18 protein-coding genes are annotated in these 16,057 nt (G+C 57.2%); 7 read left to right on the plus strand and 11 right to left on the minus strand.

Annotation, left to right across the window (positions count from 1 at the left end; all coding sequences use genetic code 11):
- Positions 1 to 103 precede the first annotated feature (103 nt).
- Genes ylqF through ACFQUU_RS19245 form a run of 3 tightly spaced genes read left to right on the plus strand, consistent with a single transcriptional unit; the run spans position 104 to position 2,406 of the window.
- On the plus strand, positions 104 to 1,027 hold the full coding sequence (gene ylqF, locus ACFQUU_RS19235) for a ribosome biogenesis GTPase YlqF (RefSeq protein WP_382249731.1): 924 nt from the start codon (positions 104 to 106) through the stop codon (positions 1,025 to 1,027).
- A complete protein-coding gene (locus ACFQUU_RS19240; protein WP_382249732.1) occupies positions 1,017 to 1,799 on the plus strand; it encodes an enoyl-CoA hydratase in 783 nt (260 codons plus the stop codon). Before ylqF ends, ACFQUU_RS19240 begins: the two co-directional genes overlap by 11 nt.
- Positions 1,800 to 1,824: 25 nt before the next feature.
- Positions 1,825 to 2,406 (plus strand): transglutaminase family protein, encoded by a 582-nt coding sequence (locus ACFQUU_RS19245; RefSeq protein ID WP_382249733.1) that lies wholly within the window; start codon positions 1,825 to 1,827, stop codon positions 2,404 to 2,406.
- A 57-nt stretch (positions 2,407 to 2,463) separates the two neighbouring features.
- Here ACFQUU_RS19245 and ACFQUU_RS19250 read toward each other — a convergent pair whose 3' ends face one another.
- The 6 genes from ACFQUU_RS19250 to ACFQUU_RS19275 all read right to left on the minus strand — a co-directional run bounded on the left by ACFQUU_RS19250 (position 2,464) and on the right by ACFQUU_RS19275 (position 7,289).
- Positions 2,464 to 3,078, minus strand: coding sequence for a hypothetical protein (locus ACFQUU_RS19250; RefSeq protein ID WP_382249734.1), 615 nt, complete (start codon positions 3,076 to 3,078; stop codon positions 2,464 to 2,466).
- A 319-nt stretch (positions 3,079 to 3,397) separates the two neighbouring features.
- Positions 3,398 to 5,053: a chaperonin GroEL gene (gene groL / locus ACFQUU_RS19255; protein WP_382249735.1), complete on the minus strand. Its 1,656-nt coding sequence runs from the start codon at positions 5,051 to 5,053 to the stop codon at positions 3,398 to 3,400.
- Positions 5,054 to 5,090: 37 nt separating this feature from the next.
- Positions 5,091 to 5,381 (minus strand): co-chaperone GroES, encoded by a 291-nt coding sequence (gene groES, locus ACFQUU_RS19260; RefSeq protein WP_057289664.1) that lies wholly within the window; start codon positions 5,379 to 5,381, stop codon positions 5,091 to 5,093.
- 202 nt (positions 5,382 to 5,583) lie between these two features.
- Complete coding sequence (locus ACFQUU_RS19265; protein WP_382249736.1) at positions 5,584 to 6,006, minus strand: VOC family protein; 423 nt, start codon at positions 6,004 to 6,006, stop codon at positions 5,584 to 5,586.
- 235 nt (positions 6,007 to 6,241) lie between these two features.
- On the minus strand, positions 6,242 to 6,661 hold the full coding sequence (locus ACFQUU_RS19270) for an organic hydroperoxide resistance protein (protein ID WP_382249737.1): 420 nt from the start codon (positions 6,659 to 6,661) through the stop codon (positions 6,242 to 6,244).
- Positions 6,662 to 6,818: 157 nt separating this feature from the next.
- Complete coding sequence (locus ACFQUU_RS19275) at positions 6,819 to 7,289, minus strand: MarR family winged helix-turn-helix transcriptional regulator (RefSeq protein WP_382249738.1); 471 nt, start codon at positions 7,287 to 7,289, stop codon at positions 6,819 to 6,821.
- A 129-nt stretch (positions 7,290 to 7,418) separates the two neighbouring features.
- Between ACFQUU_RS19275 and dacB the strand changes: the two genes are divergently transcribed.
- The 3 genes from dacB (at position 7,419) to ACFQUU_RS19290 (ending at position 11,344) form a co-directional block, all read left to right on the plus strand.
- Entirely contained in the window at positions 7,419 to 8,759 is a 1,341-nt protein-coding gene (gene dacB, locus ACFQUU_RS19280; RefSeq protein ID WP_382249739.1) for a D-alanyl-D-alanine carboxypeptidase/D-alanyl-D-alanine-endopeptidase, read from the plus strand.
- Between the two features lie 159 nt (positions 8,760 to 8,918).
- A complete protein-coding gene (locus tag ACFQUU_RS19285) occupies positions 8,919 to 10,202 on the plus strand; it encodes a YjgN family protein (RefSeq protein ID WP_382249740.1) in 1,284 nt (427 codons plus the stop codon).
- Positions 10,199 to 11,344 carry a M48 family metallopeptidase gene (locus tag ACFQUU_RS19290; RefSeq protein ID WP_382249741.1) on the plus strand — a complete coding sequence of 382 codons (1,146 nt, stop codon included), beginning with the start codon at positions 10,199 to 10,201 and terminating at the stop codon, positions 11,342 to 11,344. The genes ACFQUU_RS19285 and ACFQUU_RS19290 overlap by 4 nt, the downstream gene beginning before the upstream one ends.
- A 156-nt stretch (positions 11,345 to 11,500) precedes the next feature.
- Here the strand turns inward: ACFQUU_RS19290 and ACFQUU_RS19295 are convergent, their stop codons facing one another.
- The 4 genes from ACFQUU_RS19295 to ACFQUU_RS19310 form a co-directional block, all read right to left on the minus strand.
- Positions 11,501 to 12,001, minus strand: a complete 501-nt coding sequence (locus ACFQUU_RS19295) for a TPM domain-containing protein (RefSeq protein ID WP_382249742.1) — start codon at positions 11,999 to 12,001, stop codon at positions 11,501 to 11,503.
- The gene (locus ACFQUU_RS19300) at positions 12,002 to 12,796 is read right to left on the minus strand and encodes a TPM domain-containing protein (protein ID WP_382249762.1); all 795 of its coding nucleotides are present in this window, start codon (positions 12,794 to 12,796) and stop codon (positions 12,002 to 12,004) included. It lies immediately after the preceding gene.
- Between the two features lie 28 nt (positions 12,797 to 12,824).
- Positions 12,825 to 13,421: a LemA family protein gene (locus ACFQUU_RS19305; protein WP_382249743.1), complete on the minus strand. Its 597-nt coding sequence runs from the start codon at positions 13,419 to 13,421 to the stop codon at positions 12,825 to 12,827.
- Positions 13,422 to 13,507: 86 nt separating this feature from the next.
- Positions 13,508 to 14,407 carry a DMT family transporter gene (locus tag ACFQUU_RS19310; protein WP_382249744.1) on the minus strand — a complete coding sequence of 300 codons (900 nt, stop codon included), beginning with the start codon at positions 14,405 to 14,407 and terminating at the stop codon, positions 13,508 to 13,510.
- 78 nt (positions 14,408 to 14,485) lie between these two features.
- On the opposite strand from ACFQUU_RS19310, the gene pyrF reads away from it, so the two are divergent.
- Positions 14,486 to 15,319, plus strand: coding sequence for an orotidine-5'-phosphate decarboxylase (gene pyrF / locus ACFQUU_RS19315; protein ID WP_382249745.1), 834 nt, complete (start codon positions 14,486 to 14,488; stop codon positions 15,317 to 15,319).
- Positions 15,320 to 15,327: 8 nt separating this feature from the next.
- Here the strand turns inward: pyrF and ACFQUU_RS19320 are convergent, their stop codons facing one another.
- Positions 15,328 to 15,816: a CinA family protein gene (locus ACFQUU_RS19320; protein ID WP_382249746.1), complete on the minus strand. Its 489-nt coding sequence runs from the start codon at positions 15,814 to 15,816 to the stop codon at positions 15,328 to 15,330.
- Positions 15,817 to 16,057: the final 241 nt, after the last annotated feature.

Genomic DNA, 16,057 nt, shown 5'->3' on the forward strand with positions numbered 1-16,057 from the left:
CATGGTGATATCTGCGCGTCGGGCATACCTGTTCCGGTCATGGATAAGGGAAATACCGCGGCAGCGGTTAAAATAGCGGCTTCCCCTCAGAACAGATTCCCGCATGTCCATACAATGGTTCCCCGGTCACATGAACGCCGCCCGCAAGAAAGCGGCGGAATCCATGGAAAAGACCGACCTCGTGATCGAGGTGCTGGACGCACGCCTGCCGCAAGCCAGTTCCAATCCGATGATCGAGCAGTTGCGCAAGGAGCGCCAGCGGCCCTGCCTCAAGATCCTCAACAAGGCCGACCTCGCCGATCCGGCTGCTACCAAGGCATGGATTGATTATTACAGTGCGCAGAAAGACGTCCACGCGGTCGCACTCAGTTGCAAGAAGCCTGCGGACGTTGCCAAGGTGCCTGGTCTTGCGCTCAGGGTCGCACCGCATCGCGGCACCGCACTCAAGCCCTTGCGCATGATGATCATGGGCATTCCCAACGTCGGCAAGTCGACGCTGATGAACGCCTTGCTCAAGAAGCGCGTTGCGGCAGTCGGCGATGAGCCGGCCGTGACCAAGACCCAGCAGCGACTCTACCTTGGCAACAATATGGTGCTGATCGATACGCCGGGCATGCTGTGGCCGAAGATCGCGCATCCAACCGACGGGTTGATGCTGGCGGCGAGCCATGCGGTTGGTACCAACGCCGTGATCGAAGAAGAGGTGGCGACTTTTCTGGCGGAGCAGTTGCTGCTGCATTATCCGCAACTGATCACTGCCCGCTACGGTTTTCCGACGGAAGGAATCGATGCGGTCAGCGTCATCGAGGGCATTGCGAAACGTCGTGCCTTCCGCCTGAAGGGCGGCGATCCGGATTACGAAAAGGCTGCGCATACCTTGCTGCTGGATTACCGCAGCGGCGCGCTCGGACGTATCAGCCTTGAGACGCCGGAAAGCAGGGCACATCTGCTGGCCACTTATAATCCGCCGCCGTCGCTGGGCGAGCGGCAGCAACCGGATGTCGAGGAGGATGAAGATGAGCGCTGAAGCGGCCTATGTTCTGCGGGAGAATCGTGGTGGCGTACTGACGCTGACACTCAATCGCGCCGAGAAATTCAACCCCCTGTCCGAGGAAATGCTGGCCGCTTTGCAGCAGGCTGTTGATGAGACAAAACGCGATGAGGGCGTCCGCGTCGTGATAATTGCTGCCGCTGGCAAGGCATTTTGTGCCGGACATGACTTGAAGCAGATGCGTGCGCAGCCGTCCGAGCAATACTACAAGACGCTGTTCAATCAATGCAGCAAGCTGATGCTTGCGATCCAGCAGATGCCGCAACCGGTGATCGCCCGGGTACAAGGCATTGCGACTGCCGCTGGCTGCCAGCTGGTGTCGATGTGTGACCTGGCTGTTGCGTCTACCGACGCACGCTTCGCAGTTTCAGGCATCAACTATGGCTTGTTCTGTTCGACGCCATCGGTCGGCTTGTCGCGCAATATGTCACGCAAGCAGGCAATGGAAATGCTGCTGACCGGTGAATTCATCGATGCCGAGACGGCGTGCGAACGCGGTCTCATCAATCGCGTGGTACCGCAGGAGCAGCTTGATGCTGAAATCGACAAGCTCTGTGCCAGCATCCTCGCCAAGCCTCCGGTCGCGGTCGCAATGGGGAAGCAATTGTTCTACAAGCAGATCGAAATGGGTGTCGGTGCCGCCTACCAGCTCGCCGGCCAGACCATGGCGTGCAACATGATGGATGATGCGGCGCTCGAAGGTGTGCAAGCTTTCATCGAGAAGCGTGAGCCTTCCTGGAAAAGTTAGCGTAAACCGCCGTCACCACATGGACATGAAGCCCTATCTCGCATCGTCCGAGCATATCGACTGGCATGACGCTGCTGTCAGCGGTCAGGCGGCAAGCCTTGCGCAAGGCGCGACATCCGAACTGGAAGTCGCACGTCGCTGTTTTGACTTCGTACGCGACGAGATTCGGCATAGCTGGGATTACCGGCTCAATCCGGTTACCTGTGCAGCATCCGAAGTACTGCGCCATGGCACTGGCTATTGCTATGCCAAGAGCCACTTGCTGGCGGCACTGCTGCGTGCCAACGGCATTCCCGCCGGCTTGTGCTATCAACGCTTGACTATCGCCAACGATGCGCCGCCATTTTGCCTGCATGGCTTGAATGCGGTGTATCTGAAGGAGTATGGCTGGTATCGCATTGATGCGCGCGGCAACAAGCCTGGCGTTGATGCGGCGTTTTGCCCGCCGCGCGAGCAGTTGGCGTTCCCCATCCTGCGGAAGGAGGAGATGGATCTGCCGGAAATCTGGGCGGAGCCGCTGCCCGTCGTCGTCAGGGCATTGACGACGCATGCGACGGTGGCCGATGTCATGGCGAACTTGCCGGACGTCGAACTGCTTCCGCAATAAAAATCCAGAGCTTGTCCAGCATCGTTTCCAGCTTATGCCCGAGAGTGGCGTACTGACTTACTGCGCGCCTTTCTGATTGTCGTTCGATTGTTTTACTTTGCCGGGCCCGCTTCCGGAGTTGGCAGAATTCGTGGAACTGGCAGTGTCACCGGAGCCACCTGAAGCACCCGAGCTGCCTGAAGACGCTGCGGTCTCGTCAGCGCAATATGTATTACTTGCGCTGCCACTTTCTTTGCGTGCAAGTTTGGGACCTTGATTACGTCCTGTACCCTGATTTGGATTTGCTCCGTCGCTTGGATGCATGGTGAGATCCGGACACTTCGTGGCTGCGCCTGATGCGGATGTTCCCGGCGTACGAGAACCGCCGGTTGAGCCAGAAGCGCCGGCAGCGGGCTGACCGAGTTGTGAAGATGCCTCACCTGTGTTGGGATGACCCGATTGGGGATTGGTTGTGTCTTTCTGAGCTTGAGCGGAGGCAATGCCGGCAGTCAGCGTTAACGCCGACATAAGCAATGCGATGGGAAATGCTTTCATGAAGATGCTCCATAAATTCATTGTTGAAGCGAGCTTCGTTGCAAGACATATGCCATCGCGACAGGAACCTAGGCAGGCAGATTTCCATTCGCCATGTTCGGCGGCTTCATCATGCTGCCAAGGGAAAGGCAGGGCCAAAAGTGAATCGACCGTGAACCGCCCTCATCAGCGAGGTTCTTTCACCTTGAAAAATTTACCCTGATAAGGCAAACGCAGTTATTGCCATCGCTCCTGATTGCGTAAGCTCCCGAGAAGGGGAGCGGTGATAGTGGCACCACATGCCGGATGAGATGAAAACCGGGAAGAAAAAAGAAGAAGGTCCGCAGGGACATTGCCCTGCGGACCTTCTTCACTGTCAAGCGGGTGACACCAGACACTTAGCTCTGGATACTGGACACCAGAGACCAGAGGCTGGCTGGTCAGTGAAAGGCATTGCTGCCTTTCACCGGCCGGCAAATTACATCATGCCGTCCATACCACCCATACCACCCATGCCGCCCATACCACCCATGCCTGCGCCAGCAGCCGGCTTGTCTTCGACCAGCTCGGAAACGGTGCAGTCGGTAGTCAGCATCAGGGAAGCGATCGATGCGGCGTTTTGCAGTGCCGAACGAGTCACCTTGGCCGGATCCAGAACGCCCATTTCGACCATGTCGCCGTAGGTGCCGTTGGCTGCGTTGTAGCCGAAGTTGCCCTGGCCTTCCATGACCTTGGCGACAACGACAGAAGCTTCGTCGCCAGCGTTGGTCACGATCATGCGCAGCGGCTCTTCCATGGCGCGCAGAACGATCTTGATACCAGCGTCCTGATCAGGATTGTCACCCTTCAGGTTCATCACGTTTGCACGTGCACGCAGCAGGGCTACGCCACCGCCAGGAACGATGCCTTCTTCCACAGCAGCACGGGTTGCGTGCAGTGCGTCTTCGACACGTGCCTTCTTCTCTTTCATTTCGACTTCGGTAGCAGCACCAACCTTAATCACTGCAACGCCGCCTGCCAGCTTGGCAACGCGCTCTTGCAGTTTTTCACGGTCGTAGTCCGAAGTTGCTTCTTCGATCTGAACACGGATCTGCTTGACGCGTGCTTCGATCGTAGCAGCCTGGCCTGCGCCGTCGATGAGGGTGGTGTTTTCCTTGCCGATTTCGACGCGCTTTGCCTGGCCGAGATCGTTCAGGGTTGCTTTTTCGAGAGTCAGGCCGACTTCTTCAGCGATCACTTGGCCGCCGGTCAGGATAGCGATGTCTTCCAGCATGGCTTTACGACGGTCACCGAAGCCTGGAGCCTTGACTGCGCAAGTCTTCAGGATGCCACGGATGTTGTTGACCACCAGAGTCGCCAGTGCTTCGCCTTCGATGTCTTCTGCGATGATCAGCAGCGGACGGCCGGCTTTTGCAACTTGCTCCAGGATCGGCAGCAGGTCACGGATGTTCGAGATCTTCTTGTCGAACAGCAGGACGAACGGGTTCTCCAGGACGGCAACTTGCTTTTCCGGATTGTTGATGAAGTATGGGGACAGGTAGCCGCGGTCGAACTGCATGCCTTCGACGATGTCGAGTTCGTCATTCAGGGACTTGCCGTCTTCAACGGTGATCACGCCTTCCTTGCCGACTTTTTCCATCGCTTCAGCGATACGCTCGCCGATGGACTGGTCGGAGTTGGCGGAGATCGCGCCAACCTGGGCGATTTCCTTGGAAGTGGTGCAGGGCTTAGCGATGGTCTTGAGCTGTTCGACAGTAGCAGTCACTGCCTTGTCGATACCGCGCTTGAGGTCCATCGGGTTCATGCCGGCGGCAACGAACTTCATGCCTTCGCGGACGATAGCCTGAGCCAGAACGGTAGCGGTAGTCGTACCGTCACCAGCGTTGTCGGATGTCTTGGAAGCGACTTCCTTGACCATCTGTGCGCCCATGTTCATGAGCTTGTCTTTGAGTTCGATCTCTTTCGCGACCGAAACGCCGTCCTTGGTGACGGTCGGGGCGCCGAAGGAGCGCTCGAGAACAACGTTACGGCCTTTCGGGCCGAGGGTAACTTTAACGGCGTTGGCGAGAATGTTGACGCCTTCGACCATCTTGGCACGGGCGGCGTCGCCGAATACTACGTCTTTAGCTGCCATGTTCGAAACTCCTTAATTTATTTGTTAGGTATCTGTATTACTTCTGAACGACTGCCATGATGTCTTCTTCGCGCATCACCAACAGCTCGTCGCCTTCGACTTTGACGGTCTGGCCGGAGTATTTGCCAAACAAAACGACGTCGCCGACCTTGACTTCCAGGGCGCGAACTTTGCCATCTTCGAGGATCTTGCCGTTACCTACAGCCAGAATTTTGCCCTGATCCGGCTTCTCCGCTGCTGCTTCTGGGAGAACGATGCCGGACGCAGTCTTGGTTTCCTGGTCGAGGCGCTTGACGATGACGCGATCGTGCAATGGACGAAGGTTCATACAAACTCCTTAAAAATCAATAAGTTATAATTTTTGCGGCTAGATTGCTGCAAAGCGTATTTCACCGTGCAGCGGTACCGCACTGGAAAAATTAGGTAGTCAGCGGAATTGTTAGCACTCTCCCCTGACGAGTGCTAAGTATATGGGCGTCAATTCGTTTTTTCAAGAGCACCCATTTTTCAATTTGCTATCTGGGGTGGGATTAGCTGGCAAAAAGCTGGCCCATATCGGCAAAACCTTTGATTTCAATGGCATTGCGGCTGGGATCGTAAAAAAACATGGTGGCCTGCTCACCAACCTGGCCCTGGAAACGGATATGCGGCTCGATTTCAAACTCGACGCCGGCGGCGCGCAGGCGGTCGGCGAGGGTCTGCCATTCCGCCATGGGCAGGACGGCGCCGAAATGTGGAACCGGCACATGGTGGCCATCGACCGTATTTGCAGCTTCAGGACGGGACGCTTGCGGCGCGAGGTGTGCCACGATTTGATGCCCGTAAAAATCGAAGTCGATCCACTCTTCAGAACTGCGTCCTTCGTGGCAACCCAATAGCTTTCCATAGAATTCGCGCGCCTTATCGAGGTCATGGACCGGGAAAGCAAGATGAAATGGATGGAGGGCGGCCATGGTGAACTCCTGCGTGGATGAAGGCGGCCCTCATTCTAACGGCGACGACGTGGATGGCGGTAAAGATTGGCCGGAGTTTGATTTACTTTAATATCGATTTGCAATTAATCAATACTTGCTTCGATTGGATCAAGCTGTACTCCTGTTCCGATATCCATACGGATTCCGAAAAACAAAAGCCCCTGCACGCAGGGGCTTTGTATTTTTTGCAATGCCTTGGCAGCTTGGCGCGATATCAGGCGAGGCCGACCTTGACATCGACGTTACCACGCGTTGCATTGGAGTACGGGCAGACTTCATGCGCTTTATTGACCAGTGCCTGAGCGGCGCTCGGTTCAAGACCGGGCAGAGAAACGCTCAACTGTACTTCCAGACCGAAACCGCCACGATCGTTCGGGCCGATACCCACATCCGCAGTAACGGCGGCGTCTTGTGGCAGCGTCGTCTTGGTAGCCAGAGCCACAAACTTGAGTGCCGACAGGAAGCAGGCCGAATAACCAGCTGCAAACAGTTGTTCCGGATTGGTGCCATCACCGCCCGCGCCGCCCAGTTCCTTGGGAGTGCTCAGTTTAGCTTCGAGTTTCTTGTCGTCGGTAACTGCGCGGCCATCGCGGCCACCGGTTGCGGTTGCGTGTGCTGTGTACAGAATCTGCATAGATTTCTCCTTGATGAGGGTGGGGCGTCTGTTTGGTCCGTGGTAACCATTCAGTCCATTCGGTTTGCCAGCAGACGATGGCTGAAATATAGCACTCAATTAAATTGTGTGCAATTTAAATTGCGGAAGACTTCAACTGATTCCGGAAGCAAGCTGATCATTCATGCGATTTCGCGAGGTCGTCGCGGATCATGGAAAGCTGGCCGCGCAGATTCTCCAGTGCATCCTGGGTCTGGCCGCTGGCACACAATACCTGATGGGGAATGCCCTGAGCTTTCTTCTTCAGCGCACGACCTTCCTTGGTCAGCGTGATCCGCACTTGCCGCTCGTCCGCTTCGTCGCGCGTACGAGCAATCAGCGACGATGCTTCAAGCCGCTTCAGCAGAGGGGTAAGAGTGCCGGAATCCAGAAAAAGTTTTTCACCGATGGCTTTGACAAGGATATCGTCTTCTTCCCACAACACCAGCATGACAAGGTATTGCGGATAGGTAAGGCCAAGCTTGTCAAGAAAGGGCTTATAGGTCTTGGTCATCGCCAGTGATGCGGAATACAGCGCGAAGCAAAACTGATTGTCCAGTGCCAATGGATCGAATACTGGATGGCGGGAAGAAGTTGCGGATTTGGACATGGTCTGCTGGTCCGGCGTGGGATAATTAATTGTGTGTGATCTAATGTCTCCCATCCTATGCGAATTTCCTTCAGTCTCCAAGTCGCCTGTCTTCTATTTATGCTGGCCGCGCGGGTTTCAGCCCAAGAGTTGCCCATTCCTGTTGCCGATGCCTTGCAGCGCGCAGAGATTCCACTGGCAGCCAGCGGAATCTATGTGCAGGAAGTCGGCGATGCGCCTGCACTGGTCGCATCGAATGACATGGCGCCGTTCAACCCGGCGTCCACCATGAAGCTGGTGACCAGCAACGCCGCGCTTGAGATCCTCGGCCCTACCTATGCCTGGAAAACGCAGGCGTACGCGACCGGTGCGATGCAAGGAGACGTACTGCGCGGCGACCTGATTATCAAGGGTAGCGGCGACCCTAAACTGGTGCTCGAAAGCTTCTGGTTGTTTCTGCGCAGGATTCGCGCACGCGGCATACGTGAAATACAGGGTAATGTTGTGCTCGACCGCAGCTTCTTCGAAGAGCGCGCACATGATGCCGCGGCATTCGACGGCGATCCGGCCAAACCCTACAACGTGGGTCCCGATGCCTTGCTGCTGAATTACAAGGCCCTGGGTTTCCGTTTTACACCGGAGCCGGCGACGCGTTCCGTTCAGGTCACGATCGACCCGCCGCTGGCGCCATACAATCTGGCGGCGCCGCGCCTGACCAATGGCGATTGTGGTGCATGGCGTGCCGGGCTGCGTGCCGTCATCGATCCGTCGGGCGCCTATTTCCCAGGCACCATGTCCGCATCCTGTGGCGAAAAAATCTGGTATGTGCATCCTTACCAGATGACGCATACCCAGTATTTCAGTCTGACGTTTCGCAAGTTGTGGGCTGACATGGGAGGCGTGCTCAGAGGTGAGGTCAAGAACGGTACGCTGCCCCCTGCTGCACAGTTTGTCGCCGAATGGGAATCCGCGTCACTTGCCGAAATCATCCGGGACATCAATAAGTACAGCAACAACGTGATGGCGCGACAACTGTTGCTGACATTGGCCGCCAATGTCACACACTTGCCAGGCACGCCGGAAAACGGCGGCGCCGTGGTACGTACCTGGCTTGGCAACAAGGGCATCGATGCGCCTGAATTAAGTATCGATAACGGCTCCGGTTTGTCGCGAACCGAACGCATATCAGCGCGCACCATGGGACGCATGCTGGTGGAGGCATACCGCAGCCCGACCATGCCGGAATTCATTTCGTCACTGCCGTTGGTCGCTTATGACGGCACCATGCGTTCACGCCTGGTCAATCAGACGGTAGCGGGGAAAGCGCACATCAAAACAGGATCGCTCAATGAAGTTCGCAGCGTCGCCGGCTATGTACTGGCGGCTTCCGGCAAGCGTTATGTTGTGGTTTGCCTGATTAACCACCCGAACGCAGAACGTGGTCGCGATGCGCAGGACGCGTTGTTGCAGTGGGTGTACGAGAAAGGGTAAGAGACGAGCGAGGCAGGAAGTCAATAAAGCCCGATTCCTGGTCAAAAGCGGCAAAGTCGGAAACCTGCTTGCGTTGTTATCCATGACGGCAAAAAATCTCTGCCGCAGATATGTTACCTGATGGTATTCTTGCAATTCTCCGATCGCGGCAGCATAGCCGTGGCGTTACATCAAGAACTGAATCAGGGAACGGGCATGGCGGAGTTGACGATCGAGGGCATGGACACAGCGCTTTCACCCAGCGTTGAAAAACCGGGGACTGGCGTGGCGCCACTCATGACGAGCCGGGCTCGCTTTGTCAAACAGCCGGTTGAGCCTGATCCCGAAGCACCGCTCCCGTTCGAGTTCACCGGCACCGGCGGAGAATACTTCCGCATTTGGGTGGTCAACCTGCTGCTGACCATACTCACCGTGGGTATCTATTCAGCTTGGGCCAAGGTGCGCCGGCTGCAATATTTTTATCGGAACACGCGTGTCAATGGTGCGGTATTCGATTACCACGGCAAGCCAATCGCCATTCTCAAGGGCCGGATCGTCGCGGTCGCCCTGGTCGGGGCTTATCAGGTTTCATTCAATATTTCCCCGGTTGCCGCTCTTGGTGTCGGCGTGGTGCTGTGTGCGGTAATGCCATGGCTGCTGGCACGCGCATTTCGCTTCAAGATGGTGAACTCCAGTTATCGCGGTGTGCATTTCCGGTTTCGCGGTACGGTTGGTGAAGCTTACCGGAAGCTGATCATTTTCCCTGTGATGCTGGGTGCCATCGGCTTGTTCGTGTGGAGTGTCGCCACATCGTTTTCTCGCAATCCGGGTTTTGGCATGATTTTACTGATTGTGCTTTTGCCCTTGCTGGCACTGGCGGCAACGGTTCCGCTTGCGCATCACTTCCTCAAACGCTATCAGCACGAACATGCCGATTTCGGTACCACGGCTTTTTACTATCATGGTCGTGTATCGGGGTTCTTCAAGACCTATGCGAAGGCACTTGGCTTTTTGTTTCTTGGTTCAATCCCGGCGGGTATCTTTGGCTTCCTGACCGGGAAAATCCATAGTGTGCTGGTCAATACCATGTTTGGCTGGCTGTTTACGCTGCTCTATGGTGCTTTGAGCGCCTATGCGTTTTACCTGTTCGTACGTGCCTACCTCGACAGCCGCGTGCAGAACATGGTCTGGAACCATACCGAACTTGGCCAGCATCGCTTCGAGAGCAACGCCAGCGCACGCAAGCTGCTCTGGATACACGCGACCAACCTGCTGCTGATTACCTTCACGCTTGGCCTCTATAAACCGTTCGCCGCAATTCGGCTGATCAAGTATCGGGTGCAGAGCCTGACTCTGGTTCCTGGCGGGCCTCTGGAAGATTTCATTGCGGATCGCAATGAAGACAACGTTGGTTCCGCCGGACAGGAAGCCGGGGACCTGTTTGATATCGACATCGCCTTATGATCGACGCTTACTTTTACGACGGTAACACGACACGCCGGCACACAGTCCAGCTACTACTGCACAAGGGCATTCTCGCAGTCAGCGGTGAGGGAGTGCGCCGTTCGGTGCGGCTTTCCAAGGTGCGTGTTTCCGAACGGCTGGAGCATGCGCCACGTATCTTGCACCTCCCCGAGGGCGGATATATCGAGAGCAGCGATGCCGGGCTGGAAAAGCTGTTGCGCCGTAACGGTTACCGCGAGCCGCGCGTCGTGCGTTGGCAGCGCAACTGGCCGCTGTCGCTATGCGCGCTGGTTTCGCTGCTGGTTATCCTGATAGCCGGTTATCAATGGGGCCTGCCATGGGCAGCCGATACCTTGGCGCAGAACCTCCCTCCCTCCATGGAAAAGCGAATCGGTGACGAACAACTGCGACTGATTGATTCGCGCTGGATGGAACCGTCGAGGCAGAGCGTCGAGGAGCAGACGAGGATACGCAAGCTGTTTGCGGGACTGCGGCAGCCGCGTGGCGAACAAACGCCATACCGGCTTGAATTCAGGCATAGCAAGATGGGCCCGAACGCCTTTGCCTTGCCCAATGGCGTAATCGTGATGACGGATGAACTTGTCAAGCTTGCCGCCAGCGACCAGGCAGTACTGGGCGTACTTGGTCATGAGCTAGGGCACGTACAACGGCGCCATTCCTTGCGCCGGCTATTGCAGGCACTGGGAGTCGGTGTGGTGATCAATCTATTCATCGGAGATGTGTCGAGCGCATTGGCCGCAGTCCCCACCTTCCTGCTTGATCAAAAGTATTCACGTGATTTTGAGCGCGAGGCGGACCAGTACGCCATTGACATGATGCATGCGAATGCCGTGCCGCTGTCGCCAATGGCTGAGTTGTTCGAAAAGATGGGTGCGGCGCACTCACACCGAGCTGCGAGTGCATCGAGCGATGAAGATGAGGATGGCATCGAAGAGGACGCAGACCACGCTGAGGAAAGCACGCCATCGGCGCCGGAGTCGACAAACGGCCGGCGTGACGGTCAGTCTCGTGCCGCCAAGTCGTTCGAATATCTGAGCTCGCATCCGAGCGATGAAGAACGGATCAAGCGCTTGAAGGCCGCCGATGGAAAGGCCGGGGCGGCCGTAGCGGCGGGTGGTTGAAATAAAAGTGGCGGATAGGCAAAGCAGCAAGCGACATGCTGACTGGCAGCGCCGCACCGCATAACCGGAGACCAAAGCGCTGACACGTTTGCTGACGATTGTTGCGGGCAATCCTGCAACTCGCAAGGTCCGCAACATGCACAGCATCGACGATGTCTACAACATCACTGGATTGTCGGACAACTGGTTCCTGGTTGATCCGTCATCCGGATAGTGCTGCTGCAGCAGTGCATTGATTTGCGCAAGGGCGGCAAGCGTGCTGCCATGGTAGTCATTGCGGGCGAAGCCTTCGGTCATCGTACGGCAAACGGTTTGCCAGTCGCTCGCGCTAATGACCTTGCCTACACCACGGTCGGCGACGATTTCCACCTGATGGTCGGCCAGATTGATATAAACCAGCACCCCGCAATTTTCCTCGGTATCCCAGACGCCATACTGCGCAAACAGCGCACGTGCACGTTCGCGCGGCGACATTCCCGCCAGCACTTCCTGCAATCCCAGCGCCGGTTCGACAATCAGGCGTACCTCCGCCCGGTGCTTGCGTTCGCCCTCGGTGATGGCTGCCTCGATGGCTTTCAGCGTTTCGGAAGGAAACGCGCGTCGACCGGCCGACGAGGTCGTGCGCAAGTGTTTGAAGAGGCGTGCAAAAGTACTCATTTACCAGTTCCCCGAAGCGCCGCCACCATCACCGGTGCCGCCGCCACCCGAAAATCCACCGCCGCCTCCGCCGAAGCCGCCCCCGCCAAACCCACCGCCAAAACCGCCCAGGCCACCACCAAGGATCACGCCGGGAGAAGACCGGCCCCAGCCATCACGGTAACGAGCGTGACGGCGCGAGGAGCCAATGCGCGACATCAGCAGGAACAGCAATACAAAGAAGATGAAGACACCGAGCGAAATACCGTCAGATGCCTGTTCCGCAGCCTGCTGCGTCTTGCTCTGGGCAGGCAGGTTCTCCTTGTCGAGCAGGCTGGTAATGGCAGATACGCCCGCCGCCAGCCCGCCATAAAAATCGCTTTGCCGGAAATGCGGCGCAATGACATCCTGCAAGATGCGCTTCGATTGCGCATCGGTCAGCGTGCCCTGGACGCCGCGCCCGGCCTCGATACGTAGCCGACGCAGCGCGGGTGGATTGTCCTTCGCCACCATCAGCAGCACGCCGTCGTCAATACCTTTGCGGCCCAATTTCCATTCATCGAACACCCGGATACTGTATTGCTCGATCGCTTCGGGTTCGGTCTTGCTGACAAGCAGAATGGCGATCTGGCTGCCGGTACGCGCTTCGTAGTCCTTCAACACGTTTTCAAGCGTGGCGCGCTGGTTTTCCGACAGCATGCCGGCCTGGTCGGTGACGCGTGCCTGCAGCGCCGGAACTGGAACGAATTCCTGCGCGCCCGCCGAGACGAGCGCCAGGCCAAGCAACATACCGATCAGGAAGCGCAGAATGGACATGTTGAGCATGTGGTCAGTCTTGACGGTCTCATTTACCAAAGTTGACGGCGGGCGCGTTCGAAATCGCCTTCTCGTTCTCGACCGTGAACGACGGCCGCACCTCGTAATTGAATAGCATTGCCGTCAGGTTGGTCGGAAAACTCCGCGCCAAGACGTTGTATTCGCGTACCGACTGGATGTAACGCTGACGTGCGACGGTAATCCGGTTTTCGGTTCCTTCTAGCTGCGATTGCAAGTCGCGGAAGCTGGTATCAGCTTTCAGGTTTGGATAATTTTCCGAGACCGCCATCAGGCGCGATAGGGCGCTGGACAATTCACCTTGCACCTGCTGGAATTTCTGGAATGCCTCCGGATTGTTGAGCACTTCCGGCGTGATCTGGAAGCTGGTGGCAGCGGCACGCGCACGGGTCACTGCTTCCAGCGTTTCGCGCTCATGCGACGCGTAGCCTTTGACGGTATTGACCAGGTTAGGAATCAGGTCGGCGCGGCGCTGGTACTGATTGACCACTTCCCCCCAGGCGGCCTTGACCCGCTCGTCCTTGTCCTGGAAGTCGTTATAGCCGCAGCCGCCGAGCAGCATCGTGAACATGGCCATCGTCAGCCATTTGGTCCAACTCTTGATCATCGTCTGTCCTTTTGTCCGGTTGAAATCTGAACTGCCTGCATCGCGTCTGACACGCCATGCCGGATCATATGCTCTCGTATTGTCTTTTATTTATGGGCGGCTGCTTTGGGTTTCAACAGAACTGTGCTCATTGCAACAAGAATCAGCCCCATTGCCGCGTAATCCTGCCAGTGCGGAGTTTCCTTCAGGATCCATGCGCCCGAAAAAACGCCCAATACCGGAATCATCATCACCGACAGACTGGATGCCACCGGAGGCAAGGTGCGCGCCAGGTTGAACCAGACCACATGGGCAAAGCCGAAGATAATCGCGGCGTTGTACACAATTGCCATCCACGTCGCGCGGTCCGGCATGTGCCAGGCGAAACTTTCCAGCAAGGTCGACGCCATGACCATCGCCGAGGTTGTGAGCGCCAGCATCCAGAACGTCAGTGAAATCGTCGGCATGTTAAGGGATGAGCGTTTCATCGCTACGGTTCCGTAACCCCATCCCGCAGCGGCTATCAGCGCGAAGATACTGCCAAGCGGATTGCCCGCCAGTGCAGAAAATTCGCTCGACAGCAACAACAGCGCACCGGCAAACGCGCATGCCACGCCAACCCACGCACTGCGCGTCGGGCGTTCGCCGAAGAAAACAAGCGCAAACAGCACCGCCCAGACGGGCATCGTATAGCCGAGGATCGCTGCCCGCCCGGATGCCAGCATCTTTACGCCGAGAATCATGAATACATGCCAGATCAGCATATTGGGGACCGCCAGCAGCGCAACCTGCGCCACACGCCCCTTGGGAATGGCCAGCGATACGCCTTGCATACGGGCCGCCAGCCAGATGATGGGCAGGCTGCCTATCATGCTTATGGTACGAAACGTCAGGGGAGGGAAGTCGCGCACACCGATCTTCATGATCGGCCAGTTGATGCCCCAGCACAGGGTCAGCAACACCAGCAGGATCCAGTCCTTGCGCGTCAGGGTCAGCGTTGAATTCATGACGGAAAGATATCATGCCGGGCCGCTTGGATGGCAAGTTACAATGTAGGGCTAATCCTTCTTACTCCGACGCCTGCCGTGAAATTCATCGAAAAGCTGAGCGCCGCCTGGGCGGCCAATAACTCCCTGCTCTGCGTGGGACTCGATCCCGACATCAACAAATTCCCTTCGACGGTCAAGACCCGCTCCGATCCGATCTTTGCGTTCTGCAAGGAAATCATCGACGCGACCGCTGATCTGGCCTGTGCCTTTAAACCGCAGATCGCTTATTTCGCGGCATTGCGCGCGGAAGACCAGCTCGAAGCGTTGTGCGACTACATCCGCGAAACTTATCCACGTATTCCCATCGTGCTCGATGCCAAGCGCGGCGACATCGGCGCGACTGCCGAGCAGTATGCCCGCGAGGCCTTCGAGCGCTACGGCGCCGACGCGGTTACCGTCAATCCTTACATGGGTTTCGATTCGGTTGCGCCTTACCTGGAATGGAAAGATCGCAGCGCCATCATCCTGTGCCGCACGTCCAACCCAGGTGGCTCCGACCTGCAATTTCTGAATGCCGACGGCAAGCCGGTCTACCAGCACGTGGCGCAATTGGTTGCCGATAAATGGAATACCAATGGCCAGTGCGGATTGGTGGTTGGTGCAACCTTTCCCGATGAACTGGCGCAGGTTCGCCGCATCGTTGGCGAGATGCCGCTGCTGGTTCCCGGTGTCGGCGCACAGGGTGGCGATGTCGAAGCCACAGTCAAGGCTGGACGTACCGCCACGGGGCTGGGGATGATGATCAATTCCTCGCGCGCCATCCTGTATGCGAAGCCGGATGAAGCGGCTGGCGAGGACTGGGTCAAGGCTGCACGCCGTGTTGCGCAAGCGACGCGCGACGATATCAATCGTTTCCGCTCAGCGTCTTAGCTGTCCGATCAAGTCTGCTCCAGCATTCGCAACAAGCCCTCCAGCGCATGGCGCACGGTTTGCTCTCTTACCGATTGGCGATCGCCTGGGAAGATATGGCGTTCAGTATGGGTCCTGCCGTCATGGGCCCAGCCAAAGCACACGGTGCCGACCGGCTTGCCTGGTACGGCGCCTCCTGGCCCGGCAATGCCGGTGGTCGATAGCGCAATTTGCGCGTGACTATTGGTCAGTGCGCCCGATGCCATGGCGGCGGCCACCTCTTCGCTGACTGCACCGTGTTGTTCGATCAAGGTGGCAGGGACGCCAAGCATCTCGTTCTTTGCCGTGTTGGAATACGTCACGAAGCCTCGTTCAAACCATGCCGAAGAACCGGCGATATCCGTCACCGCCTGCGCTACACCGCCACCGGTACACGATTCGGCCGTTGCCAGCATCAACCCTTTTTCCTGCAGCGCCCTTCCTGCATGCGCTGCCAGCGCCATGATGTCGTTCGTCATCTGATCTTCCTTGCGACTGAATTCAACAAAACACCGCACATGCAAAGCCTGCAGTTCGCGGCGCACCCGCGCTTCCTTATGAACGGCCTGCGCGCCTGGCGACTTCGGTGTGATCTATCTCAACAAACAGGGTTTGCATATCGCGCACAATGAAGTCGAACAAGCGTGGCCTGATTGAGCGATCAGGCGGCTTGTTCGAGCAGCGGTGTGCAGATTCGAGCTTTCGCGGTCTTCGGACCGC

This window comes from Herbaspirillum sp. GCM10030257, assembly GCF_042666555.1.
GTDB lineage: Bacteria > Pseudomonadota > Gammaproteobacteria > Burkholderiales > Burkholderiaceae_D > Noviherbaspirillum.

What these genes read in the sequence shown, in the direction of transcription:
- ylqF (WP_382249731.1), top strand. Translation starts at nt 104, where the DNA reads ATGTCCATACAATGGTTCCCCGGTCACATGAACGCCGCCCGCAAGAAA.
- ACFQUU_RS19240 (WP_382249732.1), top strand. Translation starts at nt 1,017, where the DNA reads ATGAGCGCTGAAGCGGCCTATGTTCTGCGGGAGAATCGTGGTGGCGTA.
- ACFQUU_RS19245 (WP_382249733.1), top strand. Translation starts at nt 1,825, where the DNA reads ATGAAGCCCTATCTCGCATCGTCCGAGCATATCGACTGGCATGACGCT.
- groL (WP_382249735.1), bottom strand. Translation starts at nt 5,053, where the DNA reads ATGGCAGCTAAAGACGTAGTATTCGGCGACGCCGCCCGTGCCAAGATG.
- groES (WP_057289664.1), bottom strand. Translation starts at nt 5,381, where the DNA reads ATGAACCTTCGTCCATTGCACGATCGCGTCATCGTCAAGCGCCTCGAC.
- ACFQUU_RS19265 (WP_382249736.1), bottom strand. Translation starts at nt 6,006, where the DNA reads ATGGCCGCCCTCCATCCATTTCATCTTGCTTTCCCGGTCCATGACCTC.
- ACFQUU_RS19270 (WP_382249737.1), bottom strand. Translation starts at nt 6,661, where the DNA reads ATGCAGATTCTGTACACAGCACACGCAACCGCAACCGGTGGCCGCGAT.
- ACFQUU_RS19275 (WP_382249738.1), bottom strand. Translation starts at nt 7,289, where the DNA reads ATGTCCAAATCCGCAACTTCTTCCCGCCATCCAGTATTCGATCCATTG.
- ACFQUU_RS19290 (WP_382249741.1), top strand. Translation starts at nt 10,199, where the DNA reads ATGATCGACGCTTACTTTTACGACGGTAACACGACACGCCGGCACACA.
- ACFQUU_RS19295 (WP_382249742.1), bottom strand. Translation starts at nt 12,001, where the DNA reads ATGAGTACTTTTGCACGCCTCTTCAAACACTTGCGCACGACCTCGTCG.
- ACFQUU_RS19300 (WP_382249762.1), bottom strand. Translation starts at nt 12,796, where the DNA reads ATGTCCATTCTGCGCTTCCTGATCGGTATGTTGCTTGGCCTGGCGCTC.
- ACFQUU_RS19305 (WP_382249743.1), bottom strand. Translation starts at nt 13,421, where the DNA reads ATGATCAAGAGTTGGACCAAATGGCTGACGATGGCCATGTTCACGATG.
- ACFQUU_RS19310 (WP_382249744.1), bottom strand. Translation starts at nt 14,407, where the DNA reads ATGAATTCAACGCTGACCCTGACGCGCAAGGACTGGATCCTGCTGGTG.
- ACFQUU_RS19320 (WP_382249746.1), bottom strand. Translation starts at nt 15,816, where the DNA reads ATGACGAACGACATCATGGCGCTGGCAGCGCATGCAGGAAGGGCGCTG.